This window comes from Paenochrobactrum gallinarii (assembly GCF_014205685.1).
In the GTDB taxonomy this organism is placed as follows: Bacteria; Pseudomonadota; Alphaproteobacteria; order Rhizobiales; family Rhizobiaceae; genus Paenochrobactrum; species Paenochrobactrum gallinarii.
Window position 1 is genome coordinate 56,937 of the sequence record NZ_JACIIU010000003.1, and the last position, 26,808, is coordinate 83,744.

Annotated in this window: 25 protein-coding genes; 14 read left to right on the forward strand and 11 right to left on the reverse strand. The window is 51.0% G+C overall.

Going from position 1 to position 26,808, the window contains the following annotated elements; genetic code table 11:
- The first annotated feature begins 5 nt into the window (after window positions 1-5).
- On the forward strand, window positions 6-1,658 hold the full coding sequence (groL, locus tag FHS77_RS04670) for a chaperonin GroEL (RefSeq protein WP_184220775.1): 1,653 nt from the start codon (window positions 6-8) through the stop codon (window positions 1,656-1,658).
- 421 nt (window positions 1,659-2,079) lie between these two features.
- On the opposite strand, the gene FHS77_RS04675 is transcribed toward groL, so the two are convergent.
- Window positions 2,080-2,472 (reverse strand): winged helix-turn-helix transcriptional regulator, encoded by a 393-nt coding sequence (locus FHS77_RS04675; RefSeq protein ID WP_184220778.1) that lies wholly within the window; start codon window positions 2,470-2,472, stop codon window positions 2,080-2,082.
- Between the two features lie 187 nt (window positions 2,473-2,659).
- Here FHS77_RS04675 and FHS77_RS04680 point away from each other — a divergent pair, with 187 nt between their 5' ends.
- The 5 genes from FHS77_RS04680 (at window position 2,660) to FHS77_RS04700 (ending at window position 7,134) form a co-directional block, all read left to right on the forward strand.
- Window positions 2,660-3,220, forward strand: a complete 561-nt coding sequence (locus FHS77_RS04680; protein ID WP_184220780.1) for an NADPH-dependent FMN reductase — start codon at window positions 2,660-2,662, stop codon at window positions 3,218-3,220.
- A gap of 109 nt (window positions 3,221-3,329) precedes the next feature.
- Window positions 3,330-3,578 (forward strand): hypothetical protein, encoded by a 249-nt coding sequence (locus tag FHS77_RS04685; protein WP_184220782.1) that lies wholly within the window; start codon window positions 3,330-3,332, stop codon window positions 3,576-3,578.
- A gap of 122 nt (window positions 3,579-3,700) precedes the next feature.
- A complete protein-coding gene (fumC, locus tag FHS77_RS04690) occupies window positions 3,701-5,101 on the forward strand; it encodes a class II fumarate hydratase (RefSeq protein ID WP_184220785.1) in 1,401 nt (466 codons plus the stop codon).
- Between the two features lie 143 nt (window positions 5,102-5,244).
- Window positions 5,245-5,658, forward strand: a complete 414-nt coding sequence (locus FHS77_RS04695; RefSeq protein ID WP_184220788.1) for a DoxX family protein — start codon at window positions 5,245-5,247, stop codon at window positions 5,656-5,658.
- Between the two features lie 240 nt (window positions 5,659-5,898).
- Complete coding sequence (locus FHS77_RS04700; protein ID WP_184220790.1) at window positions 5,899-7,134, forward strand: sugar MFS transporter; 1,236 nt, start codon at window positions 5,899-5,901, stop codon at window positions 7,132-7,134.
- A gap of 48 nt (window positions 7,135-7,182) precedes the next feature.
- Here FHS77_RS04700 and hisG read toward each other — a convergent pair whose 3' ends face one another.
- The 4 genes from hisG to FHS77_RS04720 all read right to left on the reverse strand — a co-directional run bounded on the left by hisG (window position 7,183) and on the right by FHS77_RS04720 (window position 11,320).
- Window positions 7,183-7,884: an ATP phosphoribosyltransferase gene (gene hisG, locus FHS77_RS04705; RefSeq protein WP_184220793.1), complete on the reverse strand. Its 702-nt coding sequence runs from the start codon at window positions 7,882-7,884 to the stop codon at window positions 7,183-7,185.
- Window positions 7,881-9,005: an ATP phosphoribosyltransferase regulatory subunit gene (locus FHS77_RS04710; RefSeq protein ID WP_184220795.1), complete on the reverse strand. Its 1,125-nt coding sequence runs from the start codon at window positions 9,003-9,005 to the stop codon at window positions 7,881-7,883. Before FHS77_RS04710 ends, hisG begins: the two co-directional genes overlap by 4 nt.
- 4 nt (window positions 9,006-9,009) lie before the next feature.
- Entirely contained in the window at window positions 9,010-10,521 is a 1,512-nt protein-coding gene (gene hisS / locus FHS77_RS04715; protein ID WP_184220798.1) for a histidine--tRNA ligase, read from the reverse strand.
- A gap of 133 nt (window positions 10,522-10,654) precedes the next feature.
- Window positions 10,655-11,320, reverse strand: a complete 666-nt coding sequence (locus FHS77_RS04720) for a DNA-3-methyladenine glycosylase I (RefSeq protein ID WP_184220801.1) — start codon at window positions 11,318-11,320, stop codon at window positions 10,655-10,657.
- 190 nt (window positions 11,321-11,510) lie between these two features.
- Between FHS77_RS04720 and FHS77_RS04725 the strand changes: the two genes are divergently transcribed.
- Complete coding sequence (locus FHS77_RS04725; RefSeq protein ID WP_184220804.1) at window positions 11,511-11,651, forward strand: hypothetical protein; 141 nt, start codon at window positions 11,511-11,513, stop codon at window positions 11,649-11,651.
- Window positions 11,652-11,674: 23 nt separating this feature from the next.
- Here FHS77_RS04725 and glcF read toward each other — a convergent pair whose 3' ends face one another.
- The 3 genes from glcF to FHS77_RS04740 are packed head-to-tail and all read right to left on the reverse strand — an operon-like array spanning window position 11,675 to window position 15,721.
- The gene (gene glcF, locus FHS77_RS04730) at window positions 11,675-12,976 is read right to left on the reverse strand and encodes a glycolate oxidase subunit GlcF (protein WP_184220807.1); all 1,302 of its coding nucleotides are present in this window, start codon (window positions 12,974-12,976) and stop codon (window positions 11,675-11,677) included.
- A 3-nt stretch (window positions 12,977-12,979) separates the two neighbouring features.
- Window positions 12,980-14,200, reverse strand: a complete 1,221-nt coding sequence (gene glcE / locus FHS77_RS04735; protein WP_184220810.1) for a glycolate oxidase subunit GlcE — start codon at window positions 14,198-14,200, stop codon at window positions 12,980-12,982.
- A 12-nt stretch (window positions 14,201-14,212) separates the two neighbouring features.
- Window positions 14,213-15,721, reverse strand: coding sequence for an FAD-linked oxidase C-terminal domain-containing protein (locus tag FHS77_RS04740; RefSeq protein ID WP_184220813.1), 1,509 nt, complete (start codon window positions 15,719-15,721; stop codon window positions 14,213-14,215).
- Window positions 15,722-15,967: 246 nt separating this feature from the next.
- Between FHS77_RS04740 and FHS77_RS04745 the strand changes: the two genes are divergently transcribed.
- Entirely contained in the window at window positions 15,968-16,891 is a 924-nt protein-coding gene (locus FHS77_RS04745; RefSeq protein WP_184220816.1) for a LysR family transcriptional regulator, read from the forward strand.
- 35 nt (window positions 16,892-16,926) lie between these two features.
- On the forward strand, window positions 16,927-17,736 hold the full coding sequence (locus FHS77_RS04750; RefSeq protein WP_184220819.1) for an FCD domain-containing protein: 810 nt from the start codon (window positions 16,927-16,929) through the stop codon (window positions 17,734-17,736).
- Window positions 17,737-17,761: 25 nt separating this feature from the next.
- Here FHS77_RS04750 and FHS77_RS04755 read toward each other — a convergent pair whose 3' ends face one another.
- Window positions 17,762-17,902 carry a hypothetical protein gene (locus FHS77_RS04755; protein WP_184220821.1) on the reverse strand — a complete coding sequence of 47 codons (141 nt, stop codon included), beginning with the start codon at window positions 17,900-17,902 and terminating at the stop codon, window positions 17,762-17,764.
- 392 nt (window positions 17,903-18,294) lie between these two features.
- On the opposite strand from FHS77_RS04755, the gene FHS77_RS04760 reads away from it, so the two are divergent.
- The 5 genes from FHS77_RS04760 (at window position 18,295) to FHS77_RS04780 (ending at window position 24,276) form a co-directional block, all read left to right on the forward strand.
- Entirely contained in the window at window positions 18,295-19,029 is a 735-nt protein-coding gene (locus FHS77_RS04760; protein WP_343060954.1) for a 16S rRNA (uracil(1498)-N(3))-methyltransferase, read from the forward strand.
- A 127-nt stretch (window positions 19,030-19,156) separates the two neighbouring features.
- Window positions 19,157-20,530 carry a glutamate--cysteine ligase gene (locus FHS77_RS04765; protein WP_184220827.1) on the forward strand — a complete coding sequence of 458 codons (1,374 nt, stop codon included), beginning with the start codon at window positions 19,157-19,159 and terminating at the stop codon, window positions 20,528-20,530.
- A gap of 157 nt (window positions 20,531-20,687) precedes the next feature.
- The gene (locus tag FHS77_RS04770) at window positions 20,688-21,641 is read left to right on the forward strand and encodes a LysR substrate-binding domain-containing protein (protein WP_184220829.1); all 954 of its coding nucleotides are present in this window, start codon (window positions 20,688-20,690) and stop codon (window positions 21,639-21,641) included.
- A gap of 52 nt (window positions 21,642-21,693) precedes the next feature.
- On the forward strand, window positions 21,694-23,325 hold the full coding sequence (xseA, locus tag FHS77_RS04775; RefSeq protein WP_184220832.1) for an exodeoxyribonuclease VII large subunit: 1,632 nt from the start codon (window positions 21,694-21,696) through the stop codon (window positions 23,323-23,325).
- A 219-nt stretch (window positions 23,326-23,544) separates the two neighbouring features.
- Complete coding sequence (locus FHS77_RS04780) at window positions 23,545-24,276, forward strand: L,D-transpeptidase (RefSeq protein ID WP_184220835.1); 732 nt, start codon at window positions 23,545-23,547, stop codon at window positions 24,274-24,276.
- Between the two features lie 32 nt (window positions 24,277-24,308).
- On the opposite strand, the gene FHS77_RS04785 is transcribed toward FHS77_RS04780, so the two are convergent.
- Both FHS77_RS04785 and FHS77_RS04790 read right to left on the reverse strand, forming a co-directional pair.
- Window positions 24,309-25,598: a protease gene (locus tag FHS77_RS04785; RefSeq protein ID WP_184220838.1), complete on the reverse strand. Its 1,290-nt coding sequence runs from the start codon at window positions 25,596-25,598 to the stop codon at window positions 24,309-24,311.
- Window positions 25,595-26,800 (reverse strand): MFS transporter, encoded by a 1,206-nt coding sequence (locus tag FHS77_RS04790; protein WP_184220841.1) that lies wholly within the window; start codon window positions 26,798-26,800, stop codon window positions 25,595-25,597. The genes FHS77_RS04785 and FHS77_RS04790 overlap by 4 nt, the downstream gene beginning before the upstream one ends.
- Between the last annotated feature and the right edge of the window lie 8 nt (window positions 26,801-26,808).

A 26,808-nucleotide genomic window follows, 5' to 3' on the forward strand; every position in this document is an offset into this window, starting at 1 on the left:
ATAAAATGGCTGCTAAAGAAGTAAAATTCGGTCGTTCAGCGCGCGAAAAAATGCTGCGCGGCGTCGACATCCTTGCAGATGCTGTAAAAGTAACACTCGGCCCTAAAGGTCGTAACGTTGTTATCGACAAATCCTTTGGTGCTCCACGCATCACCAAAGACGGTGTTTCGGTTGCTAAAGAAGTAGAACTTGAAGACAAGTTCGAAAACATGGGCGCACAGATGCTGCGCGAAGTAGCAAGCAAAACCAACGACACAGCTGGTGACGGTACAACAACCGCTACCGTTCTGGGTCAGGCTATCGTTCAGGAAGGCGCAAAAGCTGTTGCTGCCGGCATGAACCCGATGGATCTGAAGCGCGGTATTGATCTGGCAGTAACTGAAGTTGTTGCAAACCTTCTCGGCAAAGCTCAGAAAATCAACACTTCTGAAGAAGTTGCTCAGGTTGGCACAATCTCCGCAAATGGCGAAGCAGAAATCGGTCAGATGATTGCTGAAGCCATGCAGAAAGTCGGCAACGAAGGCGTTATTACTGTTGAAGAAGCTAAAACTGCTGAAACAGAGCTCGAAGTTGTTGAAGGTATGCAGTTCGACCGCGGTTACCTGTCCCCTTACTTCGTAACCAACCCGGAAAAAATGATTGCAGATCTGGAAGATGCTTACATCCTTCTGCATGAAAAGAAGCTTTCCAACCTGCAGGCTCTTCTGCCGGTTCTCGAAGCTGTTGTTCAGACCTCCAAGCCACTCGTCATCATCGCTGAAGACGTAGAAGGCGAAGCACTGGCAACTCTGGTTGTTAACAAGCTGCGCGGCGGCCTGAAAATTGCTGCTGTTAAGGCTCCGGGCTTTGGCGATCGTCGTAAGGCAATGCTCGAAGATATCGCTATCCTTACCGGCGGTCAGGTTATCTCCGAAGATCTCGGCATCAAGCTGGAATCCGTAACCCTCGACATGCTCGGCCGTGCGAAGAAAGTTGCAATCAGCAAAGAAACCACCACTGTCGTTGACGGTGCAGGTGCAAAAGCTGAAATCGAAGCCCGCGTTGGCCAGATCAAGCAGCAGATCGAAGAAACCACTTCTGACTACGACCGTGAAAAGCTGCAGGAACGTCTTGCTAAGCTTGCTGGCGGTGTTGCAGTTATCCGCGTTGGCGGTGCAACTGAAGTTGAAGTTAAAGAACGCAAAGACCGCGTTGACGATGCTCTGAACGCAACCCGTGCGGCTGTTGAAGAAGGTATCGTACCAGGTGGTGGTACTGCATTGCTTCGCGCTTCTGCAAACATCACTGCAAAAGGCATCAATGCTGACCAGGAAGCTGGTATCAACATCGTTCGTCGCGCTCTGCAGGCTCCTGCTCGTCAGATCACCACAAACGCCGGTGAAGAAGCATCTGTTATCGTTGGTAAGATCCTCGAAAACACTTCTGAAACCTTTGGTTACAACACTGCAACCAACGAATACGGCGATCTGATTAAAGCTGGTGTTGTTGATCCGGTTAAGGTTGTTCGTACTGCTCTGCAGAACGCAGCTTCTATCGCTGGCCTGATGATCACCACTGAAGCCATGATTGCTGAACTGCCGAAGAAAGACAGCGGCATGCCAGCAATGCCAGGCGGCGGCATGGGTGGCATGGGCGGCATGGGCGGCATGGACTTCTAAGAAGTCCATCCAGGCATTTCATAGCACAGGCGCTTGCGCCGGTGCGGCAATGATAATGCGTCTAATAAATGAAAAGCCTCTGATTATTCAGGGGCTTTTTTTATGTCACTGATTCTAAAATGGACGCTTAAATTTGCTGATAAATCACTAAGCAGAGTTGATCTACGTTGGCACAATGCGCGCAGTTAGATTTAATTTTATGGTCGCGTTACCATGAAGGGTGGTTTCTTCAAGGAAACTTAGAGACTTTGCCTCAATCCCAAAGAGTTGTGATTGCGCATAGTTTTAAAACATGCTCTGTATTATGGGTGAGATATATATGAATTTCTCACCCCCCCACTTTTATGGGAAGTTCATTCTCACATTGAAAAGACAGGCCTAAAGTGCCTGTCTTTTCTCAATGAATACGACCTATAAAATTTTATTCAGCCGCCTCTGCCAATTCAGGATTTTGCGCAGCATCATATTGCAGACGTGCATTTTTAACCCGCTGCTCATTGGCAATCGCCCAAGCACTCAATCCCCGCACCGGCACAAGCAAATCACGACCCAGATCTGTGAGCTGATATTCCACCTTTGCAGGAACGCCCTGATAAACGGTGCGCAGCACAAAGCCGTCACGTTCCAGCGAACGAAGTGTTGTAGTGAGCATTTTTTGCGAAATACCGTTCACTGTACGCTTCAGCTCATTAAAACGCATCGGCCCATTGCCAAGATAGCTCACAACAAGCACAGTCCACTTGTCACCAACTCGCGATAAAATCTCGGTTACGGCCTGACAGGCAGGTGTAACTCTAAATAATTCAGGTTTCAAAAAAGTGCCTCCTTGCCGACATCTGTTAGTTACTTATATAGGGTAAGTAACCATTGGTTACCAGAGTATATTCAAATTCACTTAAACGAATAAGCTCACATCAATGGAAAAGAATTCAGGCATTTGTGGTGGGTGGCACTCCAATGCATCACCGCAAATGCAAGACACCAACAATGAGGTAATTTAAATGAGCAAGCTTAAAGTCGCCGTTATCATTGGCAGCACCCGCACCGAACGTTTTGCACCAACACCAGCAAAGTGGTTTGCAGAAATTGCAGCGCAGCGCTCTGATCTCGAAGTCGAAGTCATCGACGTTGCAGATTACCCAATGGGCTTTTACGGCGATCCGGCAACCACTGAGGCGGAGAATCAAGCAGCAGAAAACTGGAAAACCAAACTGCGCTCATTTGATGCTTATGTACTGACCGTTGCCGAATACAACCACGCCCCTACCGGCGTACTTAAAAACGCCATCGACCATGGTGACTGGATCCAGAAGCCAATGGGCTTTGTCGGTTACGGCGGCGTTGGTGGTGCGCGCGCGGTTGAACATCTGCGTCAGATCGCGGTAGAAATGACCTCTATGTCAGTTAAAACCGGCGTCCATATCCTGTTCCCGGAATATCTGGCCGTGGTCAAAGGCGAAAAAACATTGAATGAATTTGCACATCTTAACGATGCTGCAAATACCATGCTGGATCAGCTGCAATGGTGGGGTTCAGCGCTTAAAGACGCCCGTTCTAAATAATATTTGATATCAACAAGCCGGATAATGCACGTCAATTTGCAGTGATCCGGCTTGCTCTTTGCATTTTCTGCCCTATCTTCTTAAATCAAGAGACTGAAGGAGAAACTGCATGCGCAAAGAACATCCGATCAGCACAGCCCCGCAAGACGGTACCAAAGTTTTGGTGCAGTGGATTGACGAAGACGATCAGACCAATGAGTCGGTCGCGCAATTCCGCGCTTTAGATCGACTACGATCAAGTGGCGGAGACTGGGATGAAAATGACACCGGATGGTGGATTTTCACCGATAGCAAAACCCAGAAAAGAATCGAACCGGTTTTATGGATTACCGAGGATGAGGACGATCAAGAAGCCTGATCCCAAGCGGCTTTAACTTGGTTCTTCCGCTCCCATCCATTTCAGCTTATTTGCCGTGCGATGAAACCGGCGCATGGAAGCCATACCCACATCTAAATCAGATGAGAAAACGGAGTCCCTGAATGACTGCTACCCGTGTTGAAACCGATAGTTTTGGTCCGATTGAAGTTGCTCAGGATCGCTATTGGGGTGCACAAACCGAACGCTCTTTGCATAATTTCAAGATCGGCGGCGAACGCCTGCCGCTCCCTCTCATCCATGCGCTTGGCATTGTCAAACAAGCGGCGGCCGAAACCAACATGGAGCTCGGCAAACTGGATCCGGTACTGGGTCGTGTCATCACCATTGCCGCAGCCGAAGTCGTCAACGGTAATTTTGACGATCATTTTCCGCTTGTTGTCTGGCAGACCGGCTCCGGCACCCAATCCAATATGAACGCCAATGAAGTGATCTCCAACCGTGCCATCGAATTGATGGGCGGCGAAATGGGCAGCAAAAAACCTGTCCACCCGAATGATCACGTCAATATGAGCCAGTCGTCGAATGATACATTCCCGACGGCAATTCACATTGCAACCGCGCTGGAAACAGTCAATAAGCTGTTGCCGTCGCTTGAATATCTGACCAGACATCTCAAAGACAAAGAAAATGCCTTTGCGAAGATTATCAAGATTGGCCGCACCCATACACAGGATGCAACGCCAGTTACGCTGGGACAGGAATTTTCCGGTTATCGTGCAGCGCTTGAATATGCCGCGCACCGCATTAAACAGAGCCTTGAAGATGTAATGCTTTTGGCGCAGGGCGGCACTGCGGTCGGCACCGGCCTCAATGCACCGGAAGGCTTCGACACCGGCTTTGCCGATGCCGTATCAACCATTACCGGTTTAAGCTTCAAAACCGCACCAAACAAGTTTGAAGCGCTCGCCAGTCATGGCGCACTTGTACAATTCCACGGTGCCCTCAACGCGCTTGCCGCTGATCTCTTTAAAATTGCCAATGATATCCGCTTTCTGGGCTCAGGCCCGCGCTCAGGCCTTGGCGAATTGAAGCTGCCGGAAAATGAGCCGGGCTCATCAATCATGCCGGGGAAGGTCAACCCGACACAAGCCGAAGCACTGACCATGGTTGCCACCCAAGTCTTTGGTAATAATACCACTGTGAGCGTCGCTGCCAGTCAGGGGCATTTTGAGCTGAATGTGTTCAAGCCGGTTATCATCTTCAATGTGCTGCAATCGATCCGCCTGCTCACTGATGCAATGCGTTCTTTTGCCGACCATTGTGTTGCCGGCATTGAAGCCGATGAAACCCGCATTCAGGCATTGCTTGAGCAATCTTTGATGCTTGTGACAGCACTTGCTCCGGCCATCGGCTATGATAATGCTGCAAAAATCGCCAAAACTGCCCATGTTAACGGCACGACTTTGCGCGAAGAAGCGTTGAAAAGCGGTCTTGTTTCAGAAACCGATTATGATCGTCTTGTGCGCCCTGAAGATATGCTGGCGCCAACACCGAAAAAATGAGATATTTTGCAATGTCAGCGCGGTTTTACAGTTAAAATCGCGCTGCGTCGTTCACTAAATGGATACAATTAGTCGACCAAGCACTGACTTTTATGGACAGCATACAAGGTGTATTTAATCTGTAATTACAAACGGAGATACCTATGTCATTCCAAAGTGAAACTGCAAATTCCGGCCTTAACAGCATTGCTGTTCTTATCGGCCGTGTTTTTATTTCCATCCTGTTTATTCTTGCCGGTTGGGCTAAGCTGACCGCAATCGGCGGCACCGCCGGTTATTTTGGTTCACTCGGTCTGCCAATGCCAACTGTCACCGCAGTTCTGGTTGGTCTGATTGAGTTTCTCGGTGGCCTTGCAATTCTCATCGGCTTCCAGACCCGTATCGCTGCTGTGATTGTTGCCCTCTTCACCATCGGTGCCATTCTGGTGGCTCATATGGATTTCTCTGATGGCCTCAATGTTATGATGGCACAGAAAAATCTGGCCATTGCCGGTGGTCTTCTGGCTCTGGCAGCATATGGTGCCGGCAGCTATTCGGTTGACGCAAAACTACGTTAATCAAATCCCCCGCCTGATATTTTTAAAAAGCCGTGCCTTACCCGCACGGCTTTTTAGCATTTACTTATATAAAAAATCGAATTATTCCTATGCATGTTTAATAATATCCGGCAGCAAAACCAGTCAAAGATAATATTCAAACCGGCTTTTGGCCACGCATAGCCTGCTTATTTTTTTGCTGTCTTTAATGCCCATGCCGCCCCTCAAGGCACAATTTTATTTTATTGATCAGAGATTATTATGGCTCTTTCACCCGCACCAAATGGCCAGCTCAATGCGGCTACCCCACCTCATGAAAATTACACTTCAGCACTTTCCAGCCTCGCGGCACTGTTCTTCTTATTTGGTTTCATCACCTGTCTGAATGATATTCTCATTCCACATTTAAAGGGTGTCTTTCAGCTGAATTACACCCAGACAATGCTGATCCAGTTTTGTTATTTCGGCGCTTATTTTATTGTCTCGGTTCCTGCCAGCGCCCTCATCAGCCGTATTTCTTACAAGTGGGGCATTGTTGTCGGCTTACTTATGGCGGCACTTGGCTGTGTCTTATTCATTCCGGCCGCCTCTTATAAAACGTACGAACTCTTTTTAGGCGCACTCTTTGTTTTGGCTTCCGGCGTTACCATTTTGCAGGTCGCAGCCAATCCTTACATCACCATTCTCGGCTCACAAGAAACCTCAGCCAGCCGCCTGAGCCTTACACAAGCCTTCAACTCGCTTGGCACCACTCTCGCACCGTTTTTTGGCTCTTACCTGATCCTTTCTGCTGCCGTATCCGATGCAGAGTCCGGAGCCGATAGTGTGCGCGTTCCCTATCTGTTGCTGAGCCTTGCTTTATTGCTGCTCGCCATCATTTTCGCAGCTCTGAAACTGCCGGATGTGCGGCGCAAAATCGAAGTGCAAGAGGTAGCAGAAGGCTCCGCATGGCACTATCGCCATTTGCTGCTAGGCACAGTTGGCATTTTTCTTTATGTCGGCGCAGAGGTCAGTATCGGCAGCTTTTTGGTCAATTTTTTACACCTGCCTGAAATTGCTGGCCTACCGGAAAACCAAGCCGCACATTATGTTTCTTTCTATTGGGGCGGAGCGATGCTTGGCCGCTTTATCGGCTCAGCTGTGATGCGCTATGCCGATAGCCGCAAAGTGCTTGCCTTCAATGCTTCGATGGCAATTTTGCTCTTGATTGTTACTGTACTCACCAATGGTTCACTGGCCATGTGGGCGGTTTTGTCGATTGGCTTATTCAACTCGATCATGTTCCCCACCATCTTCAGCCTTGCGGTTAATGGCTTAGGCAAACATACCAGCCAAGCATCCGGTATTATATGTCTGGCAATTGTTGGCGGTGCGATTGTTCCGCTCCTGCAAGGCATGATAGCTGACTATATCGGCGTGCACCTGGCTTATATCATGCCCGTTATTTGTTATATTTATATCGGCTACTATGCTTTGATCGGCAGCAAGCCTGTTTGAAACAAAAAAGCCGGTCATCACTGACCGGCTTTTGATGCCTGTAGTCTATCAGTCAATATTGCTTATTCCTTGACGAATACGCGCAATCACATCCTGCACACGCGGATGATCAAGATTACGCCGTGCGGCCACCAGACAGGCTTGTGAACGCAGGATCACGCCATCTTCAAGCACTTTGAGCTTGTTCGCGCGCAAAGTGGAACCGGTCGAGGTAATATCGACAATCATGTCCGCTGAACCCGCCGCAGGCGCACCTTCTGTTGCCCCCAGACTTTCCACAATGCGGTAAACCTGAATGCCGTGTTTTTGTGAGAAAAACTGCTGGGTCAGGCGCCAATATTTAGTGGCAATACGCAAACGGCGACCATGACGCTGGCGGAAATCTGCTGCCACATCATCCAGATCAGCCATAGTCGTCACATCGCGCCACACTTCCGGCAGCGCCACCACCACATCGGCATGGCCAAAACCAAGCGGCACTTCAATGCTCACGCGCTCATCGGCATGGGCTAAAGTTTCGCGGATCAGGTCTTCTCCCGTTACGCCTAAATCAACCGAACCATAGCCCAGCTCGCGTGCAATTTCAGAAGCCGACAAAAACAAAATGTCGAGATCATCCACGCCTTCAACGCGGGCGCGATAATTACGATCATCGTCCGGCAAAATCACCTTGAATCCGGCAGCACCGAGAATTTCCAATGATTTTTCTTTTAGCCGCCCCTTGGACGGCAGTGCTAAAACGACACTCATAACGGCTCTCCGGCAAGTTTGCGCAACCGGTCAAGCCAGATAGAAAACCCGACGCCGGGAATAGGTTCGCTGGCACCCAGCATGGTCAGCAGACGGTCATAGCGACCGCCACCGACAATCACCTGTTCCTCGCCATCTGCCGTCTGGCGGATTTCATAAACAAGGCCGGTGTAATAATCGAGCGGACGACCAAAAGAGGCATCATAAATAAGCTTGTCCGTATCAATGCCGCTGGCAGCAATGGCACGCGCACGCGCTTCAAATTTCTGGATTGCTGATGCCAGATCCAGATCATGATCGGCTGCAAAAGCTCGCAATGTAACCGTTGCCACATTGAGAGACGCCCGAATATCGAGAAAACCTTGCAAGGCAGATAGAGCAGCAGCCGGAAATTTAATGGCGGCCAGATCTTCTTTTTCAATCAGACGGCGGGCAATTTCTGCTGGTGTACGGCCAGCGGAAGGCGAAATACCTGCCTCCTGCATTTCCAGCTCCAGCACTTGCGCCAGTCCTGCTTCATCGCCTTCTGCGATCAGTGCCATTATATTATCAGGCAGCTGATCCTGTGGTTGCGGAGCAGACAAATCCGCCAGTGTTGTGCCTAAACTTTTCTCGTCACCAAAAGCACGCAGCAGTTTTTTGCGCCAGCCTTGCGGCAGGCCAAGTGCCTTAACAAGGGCGGCAAAAACCGCCTGATCACCCAGCACAATGTCAAAATGAACATCAGGGGCAGCAGCCTTCACACAAGCCAGCGCATCCGCGATAGAACGGGCATCCGAAGAAGCCTCGTCCGTCTCGCCTAAATCTTCGATGCCGGCTTGCAAAAACTCGCTCGCACCATCACGGCGCTGGCGGAACACTTCACCCAAATAAGCGTAACGCTTCGGTGTGGCGGCATTCAAGGCAATATGATTACGGCAGACGGGTATTGTAAACTCCGGACGCAAGCACAGACTGTCGCCATTCTCATTTTCAGTGAGAAAAATACGTCTGCGCAAATCTTCGCCCGCCATATCCAGAAAAGGATCAGCAGGCTGAATCAGCGGAATAGATACCAGATCCGCTTCCATGCTGGTCAGCGCGGAAGAAAGATCGCGAATAAGAGAAGAATTACCCGTCATGCGATTAACTCAAACCTTTCGCGCGGTCATCTGCCTGAGCCGCCAAGATTTTTTGAACCTCGGTGACTAAATCCTGCTCTTTGACAGTGACCTGAGCCGGACGACTGGCGCGCCACTCTTCATTGCTTTCAATTTCACCGGAAAGACGCTTGCCTTCGATCAAATCTTTAATCTGCACTTCGCCTTGCGCGCGCTCATCACCACCTTGAATGATGGCCAGCGGCGAATTGCGACGATCAGCATATTTCAACTGATTGCCGAATTTCTTCCAATTGCCCTGATACATCTCGGCGCGGATACCTGCATCACGAAGGCTCTGGGTAAATTTCTGATAATGGCCCAAGCTTTCCGCATCACCATCCATGACGGTGACGAGAACCGGTGCAATGGTTTCTTCCTGCCCGATTTTACCGAGATTTTTCAAGGCAGTCATCAAGCGTGACACACCAATGGAAAAACCGGTTGCCGGAACCGGCTGGCCGCGGAAGCGCGACACCAGACCGTCATAGCGGCCACCGCCACCGACAGAACCGAATACAACTTTTTCACCTTTTTCATTGGTGACATCAAATTGCAATTCGGCTTCATAAACAGGGCCGGTATAATATTCGAGACCGCGCACAACTGACGGATCGATTTTCACGCGACCCTGATAGTTGCCGGCATCAAATAGTGCCTGCATCTGCGCAAGTTCTTCCACGCCTTCAACACCGCGTGCATTGCCTTCAACCACTTTGCGCAAATTGGCAATGGTCTGCTGGCCATCTTCGCTGCCTGCCGCAGTAAATTCCAGCACTTTGGCAATCGCTGCCGCATCCAGTCCGGCGCCTTTGGTAAAATCGCCCGATTCATCGCGGCGGCCTTCGCCGAGCAGCAGCTTCACGCCTTCTTCGCCGAACTTGTCGAGCTTATCGACCGCGCGCAAAACATTAAGGCGGCGATTGGCATTTTCATCACCTGCCAAGCCGATCGATTCCAGCACGCCGTCCAGTACCTTGCGGTTGTTAACGCGAATAACATAATCACCACGGGCGATGCCTAAGCGCTCCAGCGTATCCGCAGCCATCATGCACATTTCCGCATCAGCTGCGACACCCGGTGCGCCCACTGTATCAGCATCAAATTGCATGAACTGACGGAAACGGCCAGGGCCCGGCTTTTCGTTGCGGAATACCCAACCATTGCGATAGGTGCGGAACGGCAACTGAATTTCATTGAAGTTTTCAGCAACGTGACGGGCAAGCGGCGCGGTCAGATCATAACGCAGCGACAGCCATTGCTCATCATCATCCTGCAGTGAAAACACGCCTTCATTCGGACGATCCTGATCCGGCAGGAACTTGCCCAGCGCATCGGTATATTCCACCAGCGGTGTTTCAATCGGCTCAAAACCATATAATTCATAGACAGAGCGGATCGTCGCCAGCATTTTTTCTGCGGCGCGCAAATCCTCCGGCACCCGGTCAACAAATCCACGTGGCAAACGCGCTTTCATTTTAGCGGTTTTATCCGTCATATCTCATGCCCAATCACTGGTTATCACTTAATTATTGCGGCGCAGTGCCGCCTTTCCCTGTCCGTTTCCTAACCGATCAAATCCGGTGCGGCAAGGCATATATAGTCAAATGACGCTACCAAACTGCCAGCAATCAAGCTACAGGACGCTTGAACGCCGCCCGCATAGCGTCAATCTTGTCGCGGCAATGGCAGCCCTCAATATGATCATTGATCAAACCCATTGCCTGCATAAAGGCATAAACGGTTGTCGGCCCCACAAATGACCAGCCACGCTTCTTCAAATCCTTGGAGATTTTTGTCGATGTTGCCGAGGTCGGATTAGCAATTAAAGTCGGATAATCCACTATCTCAGGGCGCTCTGATTTATCCGGCTCAAAGCTCCAGAAATAAGCCGCCAGCGAGCCTTTTTCTGCAACCAGCTCAATTGCACGTTTGGCATTATTGATAGTGGAGCGAATTTTGCTCTGATGGCGCACAATGCCTGCATCACCCAGCAGACGTGCCACATCATCCTCGCCATAAAGCGCAACTTTGTGAAAATCAAAACCATCAAAAGCAGCACGGAAATTTTCACGTTTACGCAAAATCGTCAGCCATGACAGACCAGACTGGAAACCCTCCAAGCAAATCTTTTCAAACAGGCGCTGATCACTATCAACGGGATGCCCCCATTCATGATCGTGATAATGGAGATAATCAGGCAAGGTTCCCGGCCAAAAACAGCGGATTTTCCGGTCTTCACCTTTAATAAGTCCGGCTGCCAAGCCGTTCTCAATCGCCTGCTCGCTATCACTCACTGACTTTGCCTTCAAAAATCATCATTTTAAAATCTTTTTAACCACAAATCATAAGATCAGACTAACTACAATTCGTAAACTCGCTGATTATTTAAAATTTAACACCAGATAGCACCAAGCTGTTTACTATTCCGTTGGGTTTATCAGCGATGATCGTGTGATTACACCAGTGCTTTCAGGATTTACCTTCATGCAGCCAAGACATCTTTTATTAATTGCTTCGGTCTTTGCAGTCAGTGTTTCTGCGGTTTCGGCGACAGCTGTTCTGGCCAATGCACCAACGCAAACGGCACAGGCAGTGAAAATCACTCCCCATGCCGCTCAACACTGATAGTTTAACTTTTAACGCCTGAATTAAGCCGCCAAAGCACTCAATTCCACCGGCTTTGGCCCGCCATATGCCCAGTCAAGCAGCTCGACAGTGTGCACAATCGGCAAACCAGTGCCGCCCGCAATCTGCGTCATGCAACCAATATTACCCGTGGCAATCAAAGCCGCACCGGTTGCTTCAATATTTCCCACTTTTCGCGTCCGCAATTTCGCAGCGATTTCCGGCTGCATAATGTTGTAGGTTCCGGCGGAACCACAGCACAAATGCCCTTCCAAAGGCTCACGCACTTCAAAACCTGCCAGCACCAGCAAATCTTTTGGCTGACGGGTGATTTTTTGCCCGTGCTGCATTGAACAGGCCGAATGATAAGCAACACTTAAAGCTTTCGGGCTTTCAGGCTTTGGCAATTCAAGCGTCACCAAATATTCAGTCACATCTTTGGCCAAAGCTGAAACTCGTGCAGCTTTTTCTGCATATTGCTCATCCAGACGCAGCATATAACCATAATCTTTAATGGTCGTGCCGCAACCTGAAGCGGTGATAATAATGGCATCCAAGCCACCTGCTTCAATCTCGCGCGTCCAGACATCGACATTATGGCGCGCCTGTTGCAACGCTTCTTCTTCGCGCCCCATATGATGCACCAGCGAGCCGCAGCAGCCCTCGCCCTTCGGCATCACCACTTCAATATTAAAGCGTGCGAGAAGACGCAAAGTCGCTTCATTAATGCCGGGTTTTAACACCGGCTGCGCACAACCATTTAAAATCGCTACACGACCACGGCTCTGTTGTGGCTTTACAGGCTCAAGTGTTGATTTTGGTGCAATTTCAGAGGGTGCCAAGCGCAGCATTGCGGCATAGGGTTTCAGCGCATCAAATTTATCAAATACAGGCGCCAGCGGGCGACCAAGCTTTGCCATCCGCAGCGCCAAACGGAAACGCGCCGGATAGGGCAGGATTTTCGCCAAAATGCCGCGTGTGATGCGGTTCATCAACGGACGCTGATAGGTCTTTTCAATATGGGCGCGCGCATGATCAACCAGATGCATATAATTAACACCGGACGGACATGTGCTCATGCAGGAAAGGCAAGACAAACAGCGATCGACATGACGTACGATTTCCTCATCCGCGTCACGGCCGTTTTCAAGCATATCTTTGATGAGATAGATACGGCCACGCGGGCTGTCCAGCTCATTGCCGAGTGTCACATAGGTCGGGCAAGTGGCAGTGCAAAACCCGCAATGCACGCATTCACGCAGAATTTTTTCTGCTTCATTGACTGCCGGATCCAGCAATTGTTCAGGGCTGAAATTCGTCTGCATGTTTTAAGCTCCGGCCTGATTTTCAAACGGATAGATACGACCCGGATTGAGAATACGCTCGGGGTCAAATTGCCCCCGCAACCGCTCACTCAGCAGTGCCAAGGCTTTTGGCTGCGGCTCAAACACATCTAAATTCGCGCGCATTTGCTCAGTTCCACGTACCAAAGTGGCATGACCGCCACCATATTTGGCAATGAGTTTACGCAATAACAGCGCTTCCGGGTCAGCTTCCATACGCAGCCAGGCCAAGCCGCCCTGCCAGTCATAAAAAGCGTCAACACCAGTGTGAAGGCGTAGTTCTGCCACCATCTGATGTGCCATCATCGGCGTCATGGATACACGCCAAACCGCGCGACTGCCTTGATCGACGAAAGGCAAAACATCCCTGATTTCACGCCAAAGCGTGACGGATTGCGCCTCATCCAGCACTTCTATTTCGCCGCCGAGCAGCTCTTGCAGCTGCTTGCAACGATGTTTGACCGATGGTGCAAAGCCCTCAAGCCGCAAAACAGTGGCGGATTCCGCCCCCAAAGCACCGCCTAAAAACCGCCAGACAACACTGACCGGCAAATGCGCAGCAGAGGCAACCTCTTCACGCGAGCCCATCGCCATCGCCATAATGCGGGCAGCCTGCTCATCATCAAGCCCGCGCACCGCCAATGTGGCAAAGGTTTCCGGCACCGGCAGCACTTTAAAAGTCACTTCCGTCAATACGCCCAAAGTGCCCCATGAATTGGCCATGCCTTTGGAAAGATCATAACCGGTCACGTTTTTAACCACACGGCCACCGGATTTAAACAATTCACCACGCCCCGATACCACCCGCACACCCAAAACATGGTCACGGGCAGAGCCTGATTTAATACGGCGCGGGCCGGTCAAATTGGTGGCAAGCATGCCGCCTATGGTGCCTTGCCCCGAGGGTTGCCCCAGCAAAGGGCCATAATCCATCGGCTCGAACTGGAAGGACTGATTGTTTTGCGCAAGCAATGCTTCAATCTCTGCCAGCGGTGTTCCAGCCTTGGCGCTGATCACCAGCTCATCCGGCTCATATAAAGTGATGCCGCTTAAAGCCGACATATCAAGCACATGCTCGGTTGCAATCACACGGCCTTGCGTACGTTTGGAACCCTGACCAATGATTTCAAGCGCTTCGCCCGAACCTACGGCCTGTTTAACCAGTTCAACAACGGCTGTTTCGTCTTTGGGATGAAAAATCGTCATAATGTTCTCGGCTTAAAAACGCGGCAAATCAGGAAATGCCAGTGCACCACGATGCACATGCATGCGGCCAAGCTCGGCACAACGGCGCAGTTGCGGAAACACCTTGCCCGGATTGAGCAAATGTTTCTCGTCAAATGCGCATTTCACCCGCATCTGGTGATCAAGATCAACCTCGTTGAACATTTCCGGCATCAGGTCACGCTTTTCAACGCCTACGCCATGCTCACCGGTCAACACACCGCCAACCTTGACGCAAAGGCGCAAAATATCAGCTCCGAATTCTTCGGCTGCCTGCAATTCCCCCGGAATATTCGCATCATAGAGGATCAGCGGATGCAGATTGCCGTCACCGGCATGAAACACATTGGCGACACGAAGCCCGTGACGCACTGACATTTCACGCATACCTGCCAGTACTTCCGGCAAGGCTTTGCGCGGGATTGTACCATCCATACAGAGATAATCCGGCGAAATGCGCCCGACCGCCGGAAAAGCCGCCTTGCGCCCTGCCCAGAAAGCATTGCGCTCTTCTTCGGAGCGCGACAACTGACATGTGGTTGAGCCATTGCGCTGCGCAATCGCCTCCACCATTTCAATCAGATAATCCACTTCAACCGGCGGGCCATCGAGCTCCACAATCAGCAAAGCTTCCACATCCAGCGGATAGCCGACTTTAACAAAATCTTCTGCCGCTTTGATGGCAGGACGATCCATCATTTCCATACCGCCCGGAATAATACCGGCGCCGATAATTTCTGCGACACAGACACCTGCCTGCTCGCTGGATGGAAATCCGATCAGCACAGCGCGTGCTACTTCCGGTTTTTGCAAAATCCGCACGGTAACTTCCGTCACCACGCCCAGCAAACCTTCCGAGCCGGTCATCAGCCCCAGCATGTCATAGGCTTCACTGTCGAGATGTTTGCCACCGATGCGCAGCACTTCGCCGCTGATCAGCACCACTTCAAGGCCGAGCACATTATTAGCGGTCAGGCCATATTTAAGGCAATGCACACCACCGGAGTTTTCGGCAACATTACCACCGATAGAGCAGGCAATCTGGGAGGATGGATCAGGCGCATAATAAAAGCCCTCATGCTCCACCGCTTTGGTAATACCTAAATTGGTGACACCCGGCTGCACAACGGCGACACGGTTAGGATAATCGACCTGCAAAATGCGATTAAAGCGCGACATCACCAAAAGCACCGCATCGCCTAAAGGCAAGGAGCCGCCGGAAAGCGAAGTGCCAGCGCCGCGCGGTACAACACGGATCGAATTTTCATAGCAATAGCGCAAAACCTGCGACACCTGCTCAACCGTTTCCGGCAAAACCACCACTAAAGGCAGTTGCCGGTAGGCGGTCAGCGCGTCGCTTTCAAAAACGCGCATCGCATTGGTGCTGTCGACAACACCTTCACCCAAACCATTATTGGGCACAATCGCACGCAAAGCTGCAATAATTTCATCGCGACGCGCCATGACTTTTTCGTCAAGCGCAGGCATTACCAATCCACTCATGAAAGCCTCCTCACGCCAAAGTGCATTTGGCACGCTCGCCGTCAAGTGGTAAATTAATTTTACCAGCGGACAAACTGCCTCACTCCCCTTTATTATAAAGCAGTTTAGCCTGTTGTGAGGTGCATGAAAACCAGATCACTTGCACTCATAGGAGGATTAAGTTTACATCTGCCTTTTAAGTGCATCGGGCATCAACTGCTTTTCAGCTGGCAAACCGGCTTAACTTTAAAATCCTGACGGAGCGAAATGAGCAATCTGGCTGATATGGAAATTTTTGCGCGCGTTGTTTCAAGCGGCAGCATGTCTGCGGCAGCGCGTGAGCTGAGCCTTTCGCCCGCCGTTGTTTCCAAGCGCCTCAGCCGATTGGAAGAACGCTTAGGCACAAGACTTTTGCAGCGCACCACCCGCCAGATTGCACTGACCGAAGCAGGCCAAGGCTATTATGAGCGGATCTTAGGTATTTTGGCCGGCATTGAAGAAGCCGAAGATTTTGTAGCCCGGCGCTCGCAAGATGCGCGCGGCACATTAAAAATCTCAGTTCCCACCTCTTTTGGCCGTATGCATATCGCCCCGCATCTTGAGCCCTTCATGCGGGAAAATTCCGACCTCACCATCAATATGATGCTGTCGGATGAACTGGTTGATATTGTCGGCGATGGCTATGATCTGGCCATCCGCATCGGCGAATTATCCGATTCGACCCTTGTGGCACGCAGACTTGCTCCGGTCACACGCATTTTAGTGGCCTCGCCGCATTATATTGCCACACGCGGCATGCCGCAGACATTTGATGATTTAGACCAGCATTCTTGTCTGGCACCGCATAATAATGAAGCGTGGCGCTTAGAAGGCCCCGACGGCCCTGTCGTATTGCGGCCTTCCGGTCCGTTGCAAACCAATTCCAGTGAAGTGGTGCGCGAAGCGGTACTGGCTGGCATTGGCATCGCCCAACGCTCCACATGGGATATTGGCCCTGAGCTTGCAGCCGGTAAACTGGTGCAGGTACTGCCTGCCTACACAGCCTCGCGCAATGTGGCGATCCATGCAGTTTATCCCTCACGCCAGTTTCTGCCAGCCAAAGTGCGTTTGTTCATTGATTATCTGGCTGAACTTTATGGCACTGTCCCCTATTGGGACAGCGGCATTTACCCTGAACACCATAAGAAATAATTGTCCCTACCTGACTATGAAGTAAAGCTTGATCCATGACAGAGACCAACAGCGCCACGATTTTTACCACTATCAAATCGAGCAAAACCTCGGATGAAGTGGTGCGCCAGATTGAGGCTCTGATTTTGGAAGGCGTGCTGCGCGGTGGTGATCGCCTGCCTTCAGAACGCGAACTCGCCTTACAATTTGATGTCTCGCGCCCGATTTTGCGTGATGCCCTAAAGCGGCTGGAGCTTTCCGGTCTGGTTGTCACGCGTCATGGTGACGGCACATCTATTGCCAATGTCATCGGGCAGGTTTTCAGCGAACCGGTCGTAAAACTTTTTCCAGCACATCATAAAGCAGCAGCTGATTATCTTGAATATCGCCGCGAGATCGAAAGCATTGCCGCGCAATATGCGGCAGAGCGCGCCACCAGCGCCGACAAAGCCTTGCTCACCGATTTGATGGAGGGCATGGAAAAAGCGCATCAGGCTAAAGACTATGCATTAGAAGCAAAGCTGGATGTCGAGTTTCACAATGCTATCGGCGAATGCGCCCATAATATTGTGCTCTTGCACACACTGCGCTCTTGCTATCAGCTTTTGAATGATGGTGTTTTTTATAATCGCAGCATTGTCTATGACAGTGCGGAATCATCCACCCGCCTGCTTGATCAGCACAAAGCGATTTATCTCGCCATCATGGCTGCAGACAAAGAAGCCGCCGCCAAAGCCGCTGCTTCTCATATTCGTTTTCTGGAAGTGCAGATGGATAAAAAGCAGCGCGCCATGATGCGCGAAAGAACTGCTCAATTGCGCGCCCTGCAAAGAGGTGTCGCAACAGAAAGCCCTGTTGACGATTAAGCAAACAGGGCTTTAAAAATTAGGATTAATGACGGTGTGAAACCGAAACGCCGTAACCGTCGCTGGAAACCTGATCACCGGCATCTACGGAAAAAATACCTGCTGCCATGAAAACTATACCGGAAAGCATCAATACGGTTACTAAAGTCGCGTGTTTAACGGTCATCTTTTAAAACTCTCGGGCATCAAGTCATGTGGGGAATTGGGTTTTATCAAACAGGATCACGACTACCGGACTAAACGCGGCTTTGCCATCCTGTTTGAAAAGATCATGTGCCAGTTACATCTCAAAAAGATTACCGGCAACTAAACCAACAGCACTTATGCAGTTCTTTCAGGCGCCTGACAGAAATAACAGGGGGGCTGTGGCAAGCTTGCAACGAAAACTGCTCCCTTGTAGTTAATTTACCGTATCGATTTTCATCATCCGCATGGCTCTCATGCAGTTGGCGCGCATTTTTTTAAAACCGGCACTGGCGTATTGAGCTATTGATTCCTTTTACCATCCTCACCAGCCGCTCTTGACCTGCCCTGATGCTTTCTGCCATCGATAATTTCATGAGAGCAAATTACAAAATGCAACGACTATATCTGGATGCTGATTTGGCCGCAGATGCGGTGATTGAAGCACCAACTGAGGCTGCCCATTATCTGACCCATGTGCTGCGTATGAAAGCAGAGGCACAGGTGCTGGTTTTCAATGGCCGTGATGGTGAGTGGAAGGCGACCCTCAAACCTGAGGGCAAAAAGCGCCTGAACCTGCAAATCACCGAGCAAACACGCGTGCAGCCGGAAGCATCAAAACTCATTTATTGCTTTGCTCCGCTCAAGCAAGGGCGCCTTGATTACATGGTGCAAAAGGCCGTGGAGATGGGTGCAGGTGTTTTGCAACCTGTCATTACCCAGCACACGCAGGTGCCAAAACTTGGGCTAGACCGTATCAAGTCCAATGCTACAGAGGCTGCCGAACAATGCGGCAATTTAAGTCTGCCGGAGTGCCGTGAAGCTTTGCGCTTTGACGCGTTTTTAGAACAATGGGACACATCCGTTCCGCTGATCTTTTGTGATGAAGGGCACGAATCAAATAACCCCTTAGAACAGTTGCAAGCACTGCCACGCGGTGTTTATGGAATTATTATTGGCCCCGAGGGTGGTTTTTCGGAAAGCGAACGCCAATATCTGCATAACCAACCCTTTGTGACCTCAATCCCGCTAGGACCCAGAATTTTGCGAGCAGATACAGCAGCAGTTGCGGCTCTTACTCTTGTTCAGGCCGTGCTGGGTGATTGGTAAGCTATGCTGATTTTGCAAGGTCACATTTTTCCGCAACACAGAGTTTAATCGAAATAGGCTTGCTTGATTTGACAATTGCGTCCTATCACTCAACTAATTGCATCTATTAATTTAAGGATCGGACAGCATGGCGCGCGATACAACTGACGAGACAGCTATCTCGGGCGTTGAAGACTTAGCCCTTTATCTGGCTGACGGCTGCAAGCCGAAAGACAAATGGCGCATTGGTACCGAGCACGAAAAATTTCCATTCTATGCTCAGGAAAACAGCCCTGTTCCTTATGAGGGCGATAAAGGTATCAAGGCGATTCTGGACGGCATGCAGGCCAAGCTTGGATGGGAGCCGATCATCGACGAAGGCAATATTATCGGCCTCGTCGAGCCAACCGGTCAGGGTGCCATTTCGCTGGAACCAGGCGGTCAGTTTGAATTGTCAGGTGCACCGGTATCGAGCATTCACCAGACCTGCCGCGAAGTAAATGCGCATCTGGCGCAGGTGCGTGAAATTGCTGAACCGCTCGGCATCCGCTTTCTAGGGCTCGGCGGCAGCCCGAAATGGACACTGGCAGAAACCCCTGTCATGCCAAAATCACGCTATAAAATCATGACCAATTATATGCCTAAAGTGGGGACACAAGGCTTGGACATGATGTATCGCACGTCCACAATTCAGGTAAATCTGGATTTTTCGTCCGAAACGGATATGCGCCGCAAAATGCAGGTTTCGATGAAATTGCAATCGGTCGCAACCGCCCTTTTTGCAGCCTCTCCGTTTACCGAAGGCAAGCCGAACGGCCTGCAATCATGGCGCTCGGATATCTGGCGCGATACCGATAATCAGCGTTCCGGCGTTCTGCCATTCGTCTTCTCAGAAAATTTCGGCTTTGCCGATTATGTCGAATGGGCGCTTGATGTGCCAATGTATTTCATCCTGCGTGACGGCCATTATCATGACTGCACCCATGTGACCTTCCGCCAGTTCATGAATGGCGCATTGAAGGGTGAAGTTGCTGATCCGGTGCCAAATCAGGGCGACTGGGCAAACCATATCTCCACGCTTTTCCCTGAAGTGCGCTTGAAGCGCTTCCTCGAAATGCGCGGTGCCGATGGCGGCCCTTGGCGTCGCATTTGTGCACTTCCTGCCTATTGGGTTGGCCTTCTTTATGATGAAGAAGCGCTGGATGCAGCTGAGCAGCTCACCAAAGACTGGACATATGAAGAAGTGCTCGCACTTCGCAACATCGTTCCGGCACAGGGTTTGCACAGCCCGTTCCGCGGCCACAAGCTGCATGAAATTGCCCGTGAGACACTGGCCATTTCCAAGCTCGGCCTGAAAAACCGCAACAAGCTCAACAATGACGGCTTCGACGAAACCTGTTTCATCGCGCCATTGGAAGAGGTTATCGCCCGCGGCAGCACCGAAGCTGAAAAAATGCTGGAAGCATATAACTCGGTCTGGGGCGGTTCCATCGACCCGATTTTCCTCGAATATGCTTATTAAGATACTGATTTAATTTATCAGTTCTGTTTTGACGAAGGCCAGACAACCGCTCACCGGTGATCTGGCCTTTTTCTGTGCTACAATTATGCTCATTGATTTATCACAAAAATAGATAGATTATCACCGTTCAATAATAATAAAAACGGATATATAGGCAATGAATACTCCGCTCGATCTGGATCAGCTGCAAACCTTCATTGCAATTGCTGACAGCGGCAGTTTTACGCGTGCCGCAGAAATGATTTTTAAAACCCAGTCTGCGGTTTCCATGCAAATGCGCCGCTTGGAAGAGCGCATCGACAAACCGCTTTTCGAACGCGATGGCCGCAATAACCGGCTGACCGAAGACGGTCAGAAGCTGTTGATCTATGCGCGTCGCATGCTCCGCCTCAGTCAGGAAGCCATTGCCTCTTTCGACGATCAGCAGCTGGAAGGTCATATCCGCATCGGTATGCCGGACGATTATGCTGACAGATTTCTGCCCGAAATTATGGCTCGCTTTTCACGTTCCAATCCACGTATTGAACTATCGGTGGTTTGCGAACCATCAATGAACCTCAACGAACTGATCAAAAAATGTGAACTGGATCTTGCACTTGTGACCCAATGCGATCAGGTGCATCCGTCAGAAATTCTGCGCACCGAACCTCTGTTATGGGTTTCTTCAGCCAGCCATAATATTCATGAGGCGGAAACATTGCCGCTTGCTGTCGGGCGTTCCACCTGTGCGTGGCGTCGCTCGGCCATTCATACTCTGGTGGAAGCCCAGCGCGATTACCGCATCTTGTTTACCAGCTGGTCGGCCAGTGTGCTGAGTGCTGCGGTATTGGCAGGGCTTGCTGTTGCCGTGCTTCCCGAATGTGCGCTGCGCCCTGGTATGCGTGTGCTGACCGAGGCTGAAGGCTTTATGCCCTTGCCAAAATTCGGCATCGGCATTTTGCGCGGTGCCAGCAAACAAGCCGCCATTATGGATGCGCTGGTGCAGCATATTGTGGCAAGCCTTGAGACAATCTCTGCACCGCCGATTGCATCACTCAACCCTGAATATCATCTGGCCGCACACCAAAAACAAAAGAAAAGCAACGCACATTATCTGGCGATTGACTGGTGATATATGTGCCTCACTGCTTGACCCCGGAGCGTAAAAACTGGCCAATAGGCATATGAATAATCTGTTCGATTCGCCGCCTCCAGCCGCAGCAACTGCCAAAAACAACAGTTCAAACGTGGCTGAATATTCTGTCTCTGAAATTTCGGGTGCACTCAAGCGCTCGATTGAGGAGCAATTCGGCCATGTGCGCGTGCGCGGTGAAATCTCCGGTTATCGCGGCCCCCATTCATCAGGGCATGCGTATTTTGCGCTAAAAGACGACAAAGCCCGCATGGAAGCGGTGGTTTGGCGCGGCTCGATGAGCAAATTGCGCTTCCGCCCGGAAGAAGGCATGGAAGTGATTGCCACCGGTAAACTTACCACCTATCCGGGCTCTTCCAAATATCAGATCGTCATTGAACAAATGGAGCCAGCTGGTGCCGGCGCCTTGATGGCGCTGCTGGAAGAGCGCAAACGCAAGCTTGGCGCTGAAGGTCTGTTTAATCCGGCCAACAAACAACTCCTGCCATTTATGCCGAAAGTGATCGGCGTTATCACCTCGCCGACCGGCGCTGTCATCCGCGATATCATCCATCGCATCACCGATCGCTTTCCGTTGCATGTGCTGGTCTGGCCGGTACGGGTGCAGGGCGAAACCAGTGGTGCTGAGGTGGCTGCGGCCATTGATGGCTTTAATAGCCTTCAGCCTGATAGCGGCATTCCCCAGCCTGACCTCCTCATCGTGGCGCGTGGTGGCGGCAGTCTGGAAGATCTGTGGGGCTTTAATGATGAAGTGGTGGTTCGCTCCGTTGCGGCATCCCACATTCCGGTTATTTCCGCCGTGGGTCACGAAACCGACTGGACATTGATTGATCTGGCCGCCGATGTGCGTGCACCTACCCCGACGGGGGCGGCTGAAATGGCGGTTCCGGTGCGCGCTGACTTGCAGGCAAGCCTTGCGTCCCATGCTGCACGTCTTTCTGCTGCCATGTCCCGTTATTTAGATCAGCGTCGCCAGATGCAACGGGCACTTGGCCGTGCCATGCCGGGTGCCGATCAGTTGCTGGCACTGCCGCGCCGGCATTTTGATGAAATAAGCAGCCGCCTTGAGCGCAGCCTGCAAACACTGACCCAACATAAGAAAATGCAATTTGAAGGCGTGGCGCGTCAGTTTTCGCCGCATTTGCTGCGTCGTAAAATTGCCGAACACAAACGCGCAACCACACAGTTGAACGAGCGACTGCCGCGCGCTCTGGCAAGTTTTTTGCGTGAACGGCGCACCGCTTACACCTATCGCGCCAACCGTTTAAATGCTGAACCTATCATGCGCGAAGTGGCACAACATAAAGCGTCCCTCAACCAGTTTGACCGCCGCCGCGATCAGGCCATTGGTTTGCGCTTTGAACGCCTCAAGCGACGCAGCCACGAGCTGGAGCGCCTGATGCGGACATTATCGCATGAAAGTGTGCTGGAGCGGGGTTTTGCCATTGTCTTTGATGATCAGGGCAAACCGATCAAACAGGCCGCCCATATTGATAATGGCGCGGTGCTGAATTTGCGCTTTGCTGATGGCGAAGTGGCAGCAACCGCTCATAAAGATGGCGCGCCTGTCACGCCAAAACCAGTGATTCCATCGCCTGCGCCAAAACCGAAGCGCCCTGCCGCCCCCCCGAAGGACAACAGCAATCAGGGCTCATTGTTTTAAAATCGGTCTTTAAATTTATCATTCATATTTGCTTAACCATAATAGCACTGAAACTGTGCCATTACGGCAACGCTATTCGTGACATATAAGTCACAGGCAGCACTTGCTCGTCTTTTCTGCCATCAGCCGTCCTTATCTTAAGGCTCACTTAAGCTTGTTCCGGCTTGTTAGCCCAGATCTCAAGCATAAGTTTGCCTTTGTATTTAAAGTGAAAGCCCTATGAAAGATAAAACCAACAACATGACACAGCTTTTGTCCCGCAGAAACTTTCTGATCGGTGCCAGTGCCATTACGCTTTCAGGCTGCGTTTCTACCAATCCTAATATGCGCCCCGCAGCAGATGTAACACCGGCCAAAACAGCAGCTAAAGCCGCTGTACCGCCGATGTATGAAGCATTGCCATATGAAGATTTTCCGATCCCTGCCGTTGATGTTTCCAAAGTGCCGCAAAAATACTGGCGCACGGAAGTTGATTATTTCACCGATGAAAAGCCCGGCACGGTAATTGTCGACACGCCTAATAAATATCTTTATCATGTGCTGAAAAATGGCCGTGCCATGCGCTATGGTATTGGTGTTGGTCGTGACGGCTATGCATGGTCCGGCCATGCCATCATCGCCTACAAACGCAAATGGCCACGCTGGACACCGCCGGATGAAATGGTTGCCCGCCAGCCAGCACTTGAACCATACAGCATTAAAAATGGCGGTATGGGCCCGGGACTTAAAAATCCGCTTGGCTCCCGCGCGCTCTATATCCATAAAGATGGCCGCGATACTATTTATCGTATCCACGGCTCCCCTGAAGCATGGACCATCGGTAAGGCCGTTTCCTCCGGCTGTATCCGTATGCTCAATCAGGATGTCATCCATCTTTATGACAATGTGCGCGATGGCAGTAAGATTGTGGTTATCCCAGATCCAAAGGGCAGCCTTTCGATTTCAGCATAAAACAAATAAAGCGGGCTTTTCAGCCCGCTTTTTTATTTATTGATCTCTGCACTTTTAAGCCGGAACAACCGCCGCCATGTGCTCGCAGGCGGATTGACCAGCGCACTTAACGCACGCGCATAATCAAGCACCAGCCCCGGTGTCCATGCCATTGTTTCAGCCCGCTGACGCATTAAACCTGCTGCCCATAACTCCGGATAGGATATAGCACCAAGTACTGACAAAAGCGGCCAGCGACGCTCACGAAAACCACCTTCAAAAGCTGCATCCAGCGCGTGTGCCACAGATGAAGAGCAATTACGATTGGTCAGATTATAGGTTGTATCCTGACTATAACGCTTCCAATAGCTGCGCAGTTTTTGCACATCAGCACCGACAAGGCGCACTTTGACGGTGGATTCACACCAGCCATCCGCCTCTTCACGATAAGAAGATAAAAAGCGTCCCGGCACATCATTATCAACGGTTGCTCGTAAAATCCGGCCAAACTCATCCGGTGAGCGGTCGATCTCCACCGCCGGATAATGGCTGATATAAATGTCGGGCTGCATTTCCAAAGCCGCATGACCGGTTGAGATCACCCCTTGCGCATCCACCGCAGCGATATAGCGGTTGATCGCGCGCTGACGCAACGGCGTGGTGGCATTGCCGGTTGGCGTCCAGACATGCACAATCACCTCACCACGCTCGGTTTGCGCCGTTTCCTCTTCAAACGCCCCATTAAACAAGCATTGCTCGCCTTTGAACATCGAGGTAATCGATGCCCCCGGTTTCAACCGGCGAATACGCACAGCAATGCTGATAACGCCCACACTCGCCATCATCATCACCGCACCAACATTGCAACCAACAGTGCCTTCATACCAGGTTGGCCATGGCTGCAGCACAAAGATCGCCAGCACAATTTCAACCAGACCGGCAATGATCCCCGTTCTCCAGCGCGCATAACGCACCACAATGGCACTGCCAATGCGCACACCACCATCGATAAGAAAGCTGATACCGAAGATCATCGCCAGAATGAAATTGGTGGCGTAAGACGACATCAAAATCAGAATGGCAATGATAAATAACAAAATACCCTGAAAGAGCCGCATCTGCTTGGCGGTGCCGTAACTGCCAAAAGCCGCAATGACACTCACCACCGCCTCTGGCAGCAAGAAATAACCAAAGGCATAAGACGGTATCAATGTATGTCCATCAATCGCATCAATAAAAATGGCAAGACCGGCGATAAACCAGATCAGGCCAATCGCAAAAAGCTTTTTCCAATGATGCTGGATGATGTCCCGCCCCAGTAAAAGCAGCATAATTCTTATCACGATGTAGCCTCATCCATAGTCTTTTCAAAGCGACCAATGAAAAAAATAAACCCGAGAAATACCGCACAGGCCATGCCGACAAAAATCGGCAGACCATGAGCAGTCATATCCATTGAAAGACCAGCAAGGGTTGGCCCGAACAGTGCGCCGGCACCCCAAAACAGACCCATTGCCGCATAAATACCGACCAGATCGGTACCGCGGAATTTGCTGCCGATAATGGCGAGCATAGTGGTGTAAATTCCAACAAATACCCCGCCCCAGATAAACAGTGCCGGATAAGCAATCCAACCGGATTGCAAAATGAATGGCCAGAAGAACGCACCGGCAATCGACAGAACACTTAAAATCACCATCAGTCGGAAGCGATCCATTTTATCGCAAATCCAGCCGATCGGCAGTTGCAACAATATGGCTCCCACCATCAAAATGGTAATCAGATGCGTGCCGCCCTGCTCGCTCCAACCAAGACGCACCGCATAAAGAGACAAGAAAGACAAACCAGCCGTTTCAATGCCGGCGTTCAGGCCTGTCGTGCCCATTGCAATAGGTGCGGCACGCATATAGCGAAGCAAATTCAGATTATGTGTTTGCTGCATCGCCGGTGCCTGAACACCACGATAACAGATAAAAATCAGTGCCAGCAGCGCAATCACGCTACCGATAAAAAACGGCAGCACACCCTCATAACCGGTAAAAGAAAGGATCAGCGGCCCGCCGGCAAAACCAAGCGATAAAAAAGCTGTATAAGCGGCCATGATGCGTCCGCGCGTTGCATCTGTGCTCAATTCGCTGGCCCATGTCTCGGTCAGCACAAATAGAATTTCGGCGGCAATACCAAGACCAAAACGCAACGGAAACCACAGCCAAAAGCTTGGCATAGCCGGAAAAAGCGCCAATAAGACAGCAGTCATAATCAGTGCAAGGATAATGAGCCTGCGCGTGCCATAACGGCTTGCCCAGCGCGGCAACATGGGCGCCACACACAACACCCCAAGCGCGTGCATGGCGGCATTGATGCCGATGATCGTTTCGGTCACGCCCTGCTCTGTCAGCGCTAATGCAACAAGTGGCGCTGTCAGACTATAAGTTAAGCCAAAAACCGATGCAGTGCCGATAACAACTGCCAGTGACAGCAGCAGACGGGCACGGGATACTTCAAACGCAGGCCTTAACGACCCGTCATGGTTGGTATCACTCAATGAACCTC

Excerpts from the sequence above, each read along its gene's own strand:
- groL (WP_184220775.1), top strand. The coding sequence starts at position 6 with ATGGCTGCTAAAGAAGTAAAATTCGGTCGTTCAGCGCGCGAAAAAATG.
- FHS77_RS04680 (WP_184220780.1), top strand. The coding sequence starts at position 2,660 with ATGAGCAAGCTTAAAGTCGCCGTTATCATTGGCAGCACCCGCACCGAA.
- FHS77_RS04685 (WP_184220782.1), top strand. The coding sequence starts at position 3,330 with ATGCGCAAAGAACATCCGATCAGCACAGCCCCGCAAGACGGTACCAAA.
- fumC (WP_184220785.1), top strand. The coding sequence starts at position 3,701 with ATGACTGCTACCCGTGTTGAAACCGATAGTTTTGGTCCGATTGAAGTT.
- FHS77_RS04695 (WP_184220788.1), top strand. The coding sequence starts at position 5,245 with ATGTCATTCCAAAGTGAAACTGCAAATTCCGGCCTTAACAGCATTGCT.
- FHS77_RS04700 (WP_184220790.1), top strand. The coding sequence starts at position 5,899 with ATGGCTCTTTCACCCGCACCAAATGGCCAGCTCAATGCGGCTACCCCA.
- hisG (WP_184220793.1), bottom strand. The coding sequence starts at position 7,884 with ATGAGTGTCGTTTTAGCACTGCCGTCCAAGGGGCGGCTAAAAGAAAAA.
- FHS77_RS04710 (WP_184220795.1), bottom strand. The coding sequence starts at position 9,005 with ATGACGGGTAATTCTTCTCTTATTCGCGATCTTTCTTCCGCGCTGACC.
- hisS (WP_184220798.1), bottom strand. The coding sequence starts at position 10,521 with ATGACGGATAAAACCGCTAAAATGAAAGCGCGTTTGCCACGTGGATTT.
- FHS77_RS04725 (WP_184220804.1), top strand. The coding sequence starts at position 11,511 with ATGCAGCCAAGACATCTTTTATTAATTGCTTCGGTCTTTGCAGTCAGT.
- glcF (WP_184220807.1), bottom strand. The coding sequence starts at position 12,976 with ATGCAGACGAATTTCAGCCCTGAACAATTGCTGGATCCGGCAGTCAAT.
- glcE (WP_184220810.1), bottom strand. The coding sequence starts at position 14,200 with ATGACGATTTTTCATCCCAAAGACGAAACAGCCGTTGTTGAACTGGTT.
- FHS77_RS04740 (WP_184220813.1), bottom strand. The coding sequence starts at position 15,721 with ATGAGTGGATTGGTAATGCCTGCGCTTGACGAAAAAGTCATGGCGCGT.
- FHS77_RS04745 (WP_184220816.1), top strand. The coding sequence starts at position 15,968 with ATGAGCAATCTGGCTGATATGGAAATTTTTGCGCGCGTTGTTTCAAGC.
- FHS77_RS04750 (WP_184220819.1), top strand. The coding sequence starts at position 16,927 with ATGACAGAGACCAACAGCGCCACGATTTTTACCACTATCAAATCGAGC.
- FHS77_RS04755 (WP_184220821.1), bottom strand. The coding sequence starts at position 17,902 with ATGACCGTTAAACACGCGACTTTAGTAACCGTATTGATGCTTTCCGGT.
- FHS77_RS04760 (WP_343060954.1), top strand. The coding sequence starts at position 18,295 with ATGAGAGCAAATTACAAAATGCAACGACTATATCTGGATGCTGATTTG.
- FHS77_RS04765 (WP_184220827.1), top strand. The coding sequence starts at position 19,157 with ATGGCGCGCGATACAACTGACGAGACAGCTATCTCGGGCGTTGAAGAC.
- FHS77_RS04770 (WP_184220829.1), top strand. The coding sequence starts at position 20,688 with ATGAATACTCCGCTCGATCTGGATCAGCTGCAAACCTTCATTGCAATT.
- xseA (WP_184220832.1), top strand. The coding sequence starts at position 21,694 with ATGAATAATCTGTTCGATTCGCCGCCTCCAGCCGCAGCAACTGCCAAA.
- FHS77_RS04780 (WP_184220835.1), top strand. The coding sequence starts at position 23,545 with ATGAAAGATAAAACCAACAACATGACACAGCTTTTGTCCCGCAGAAAC.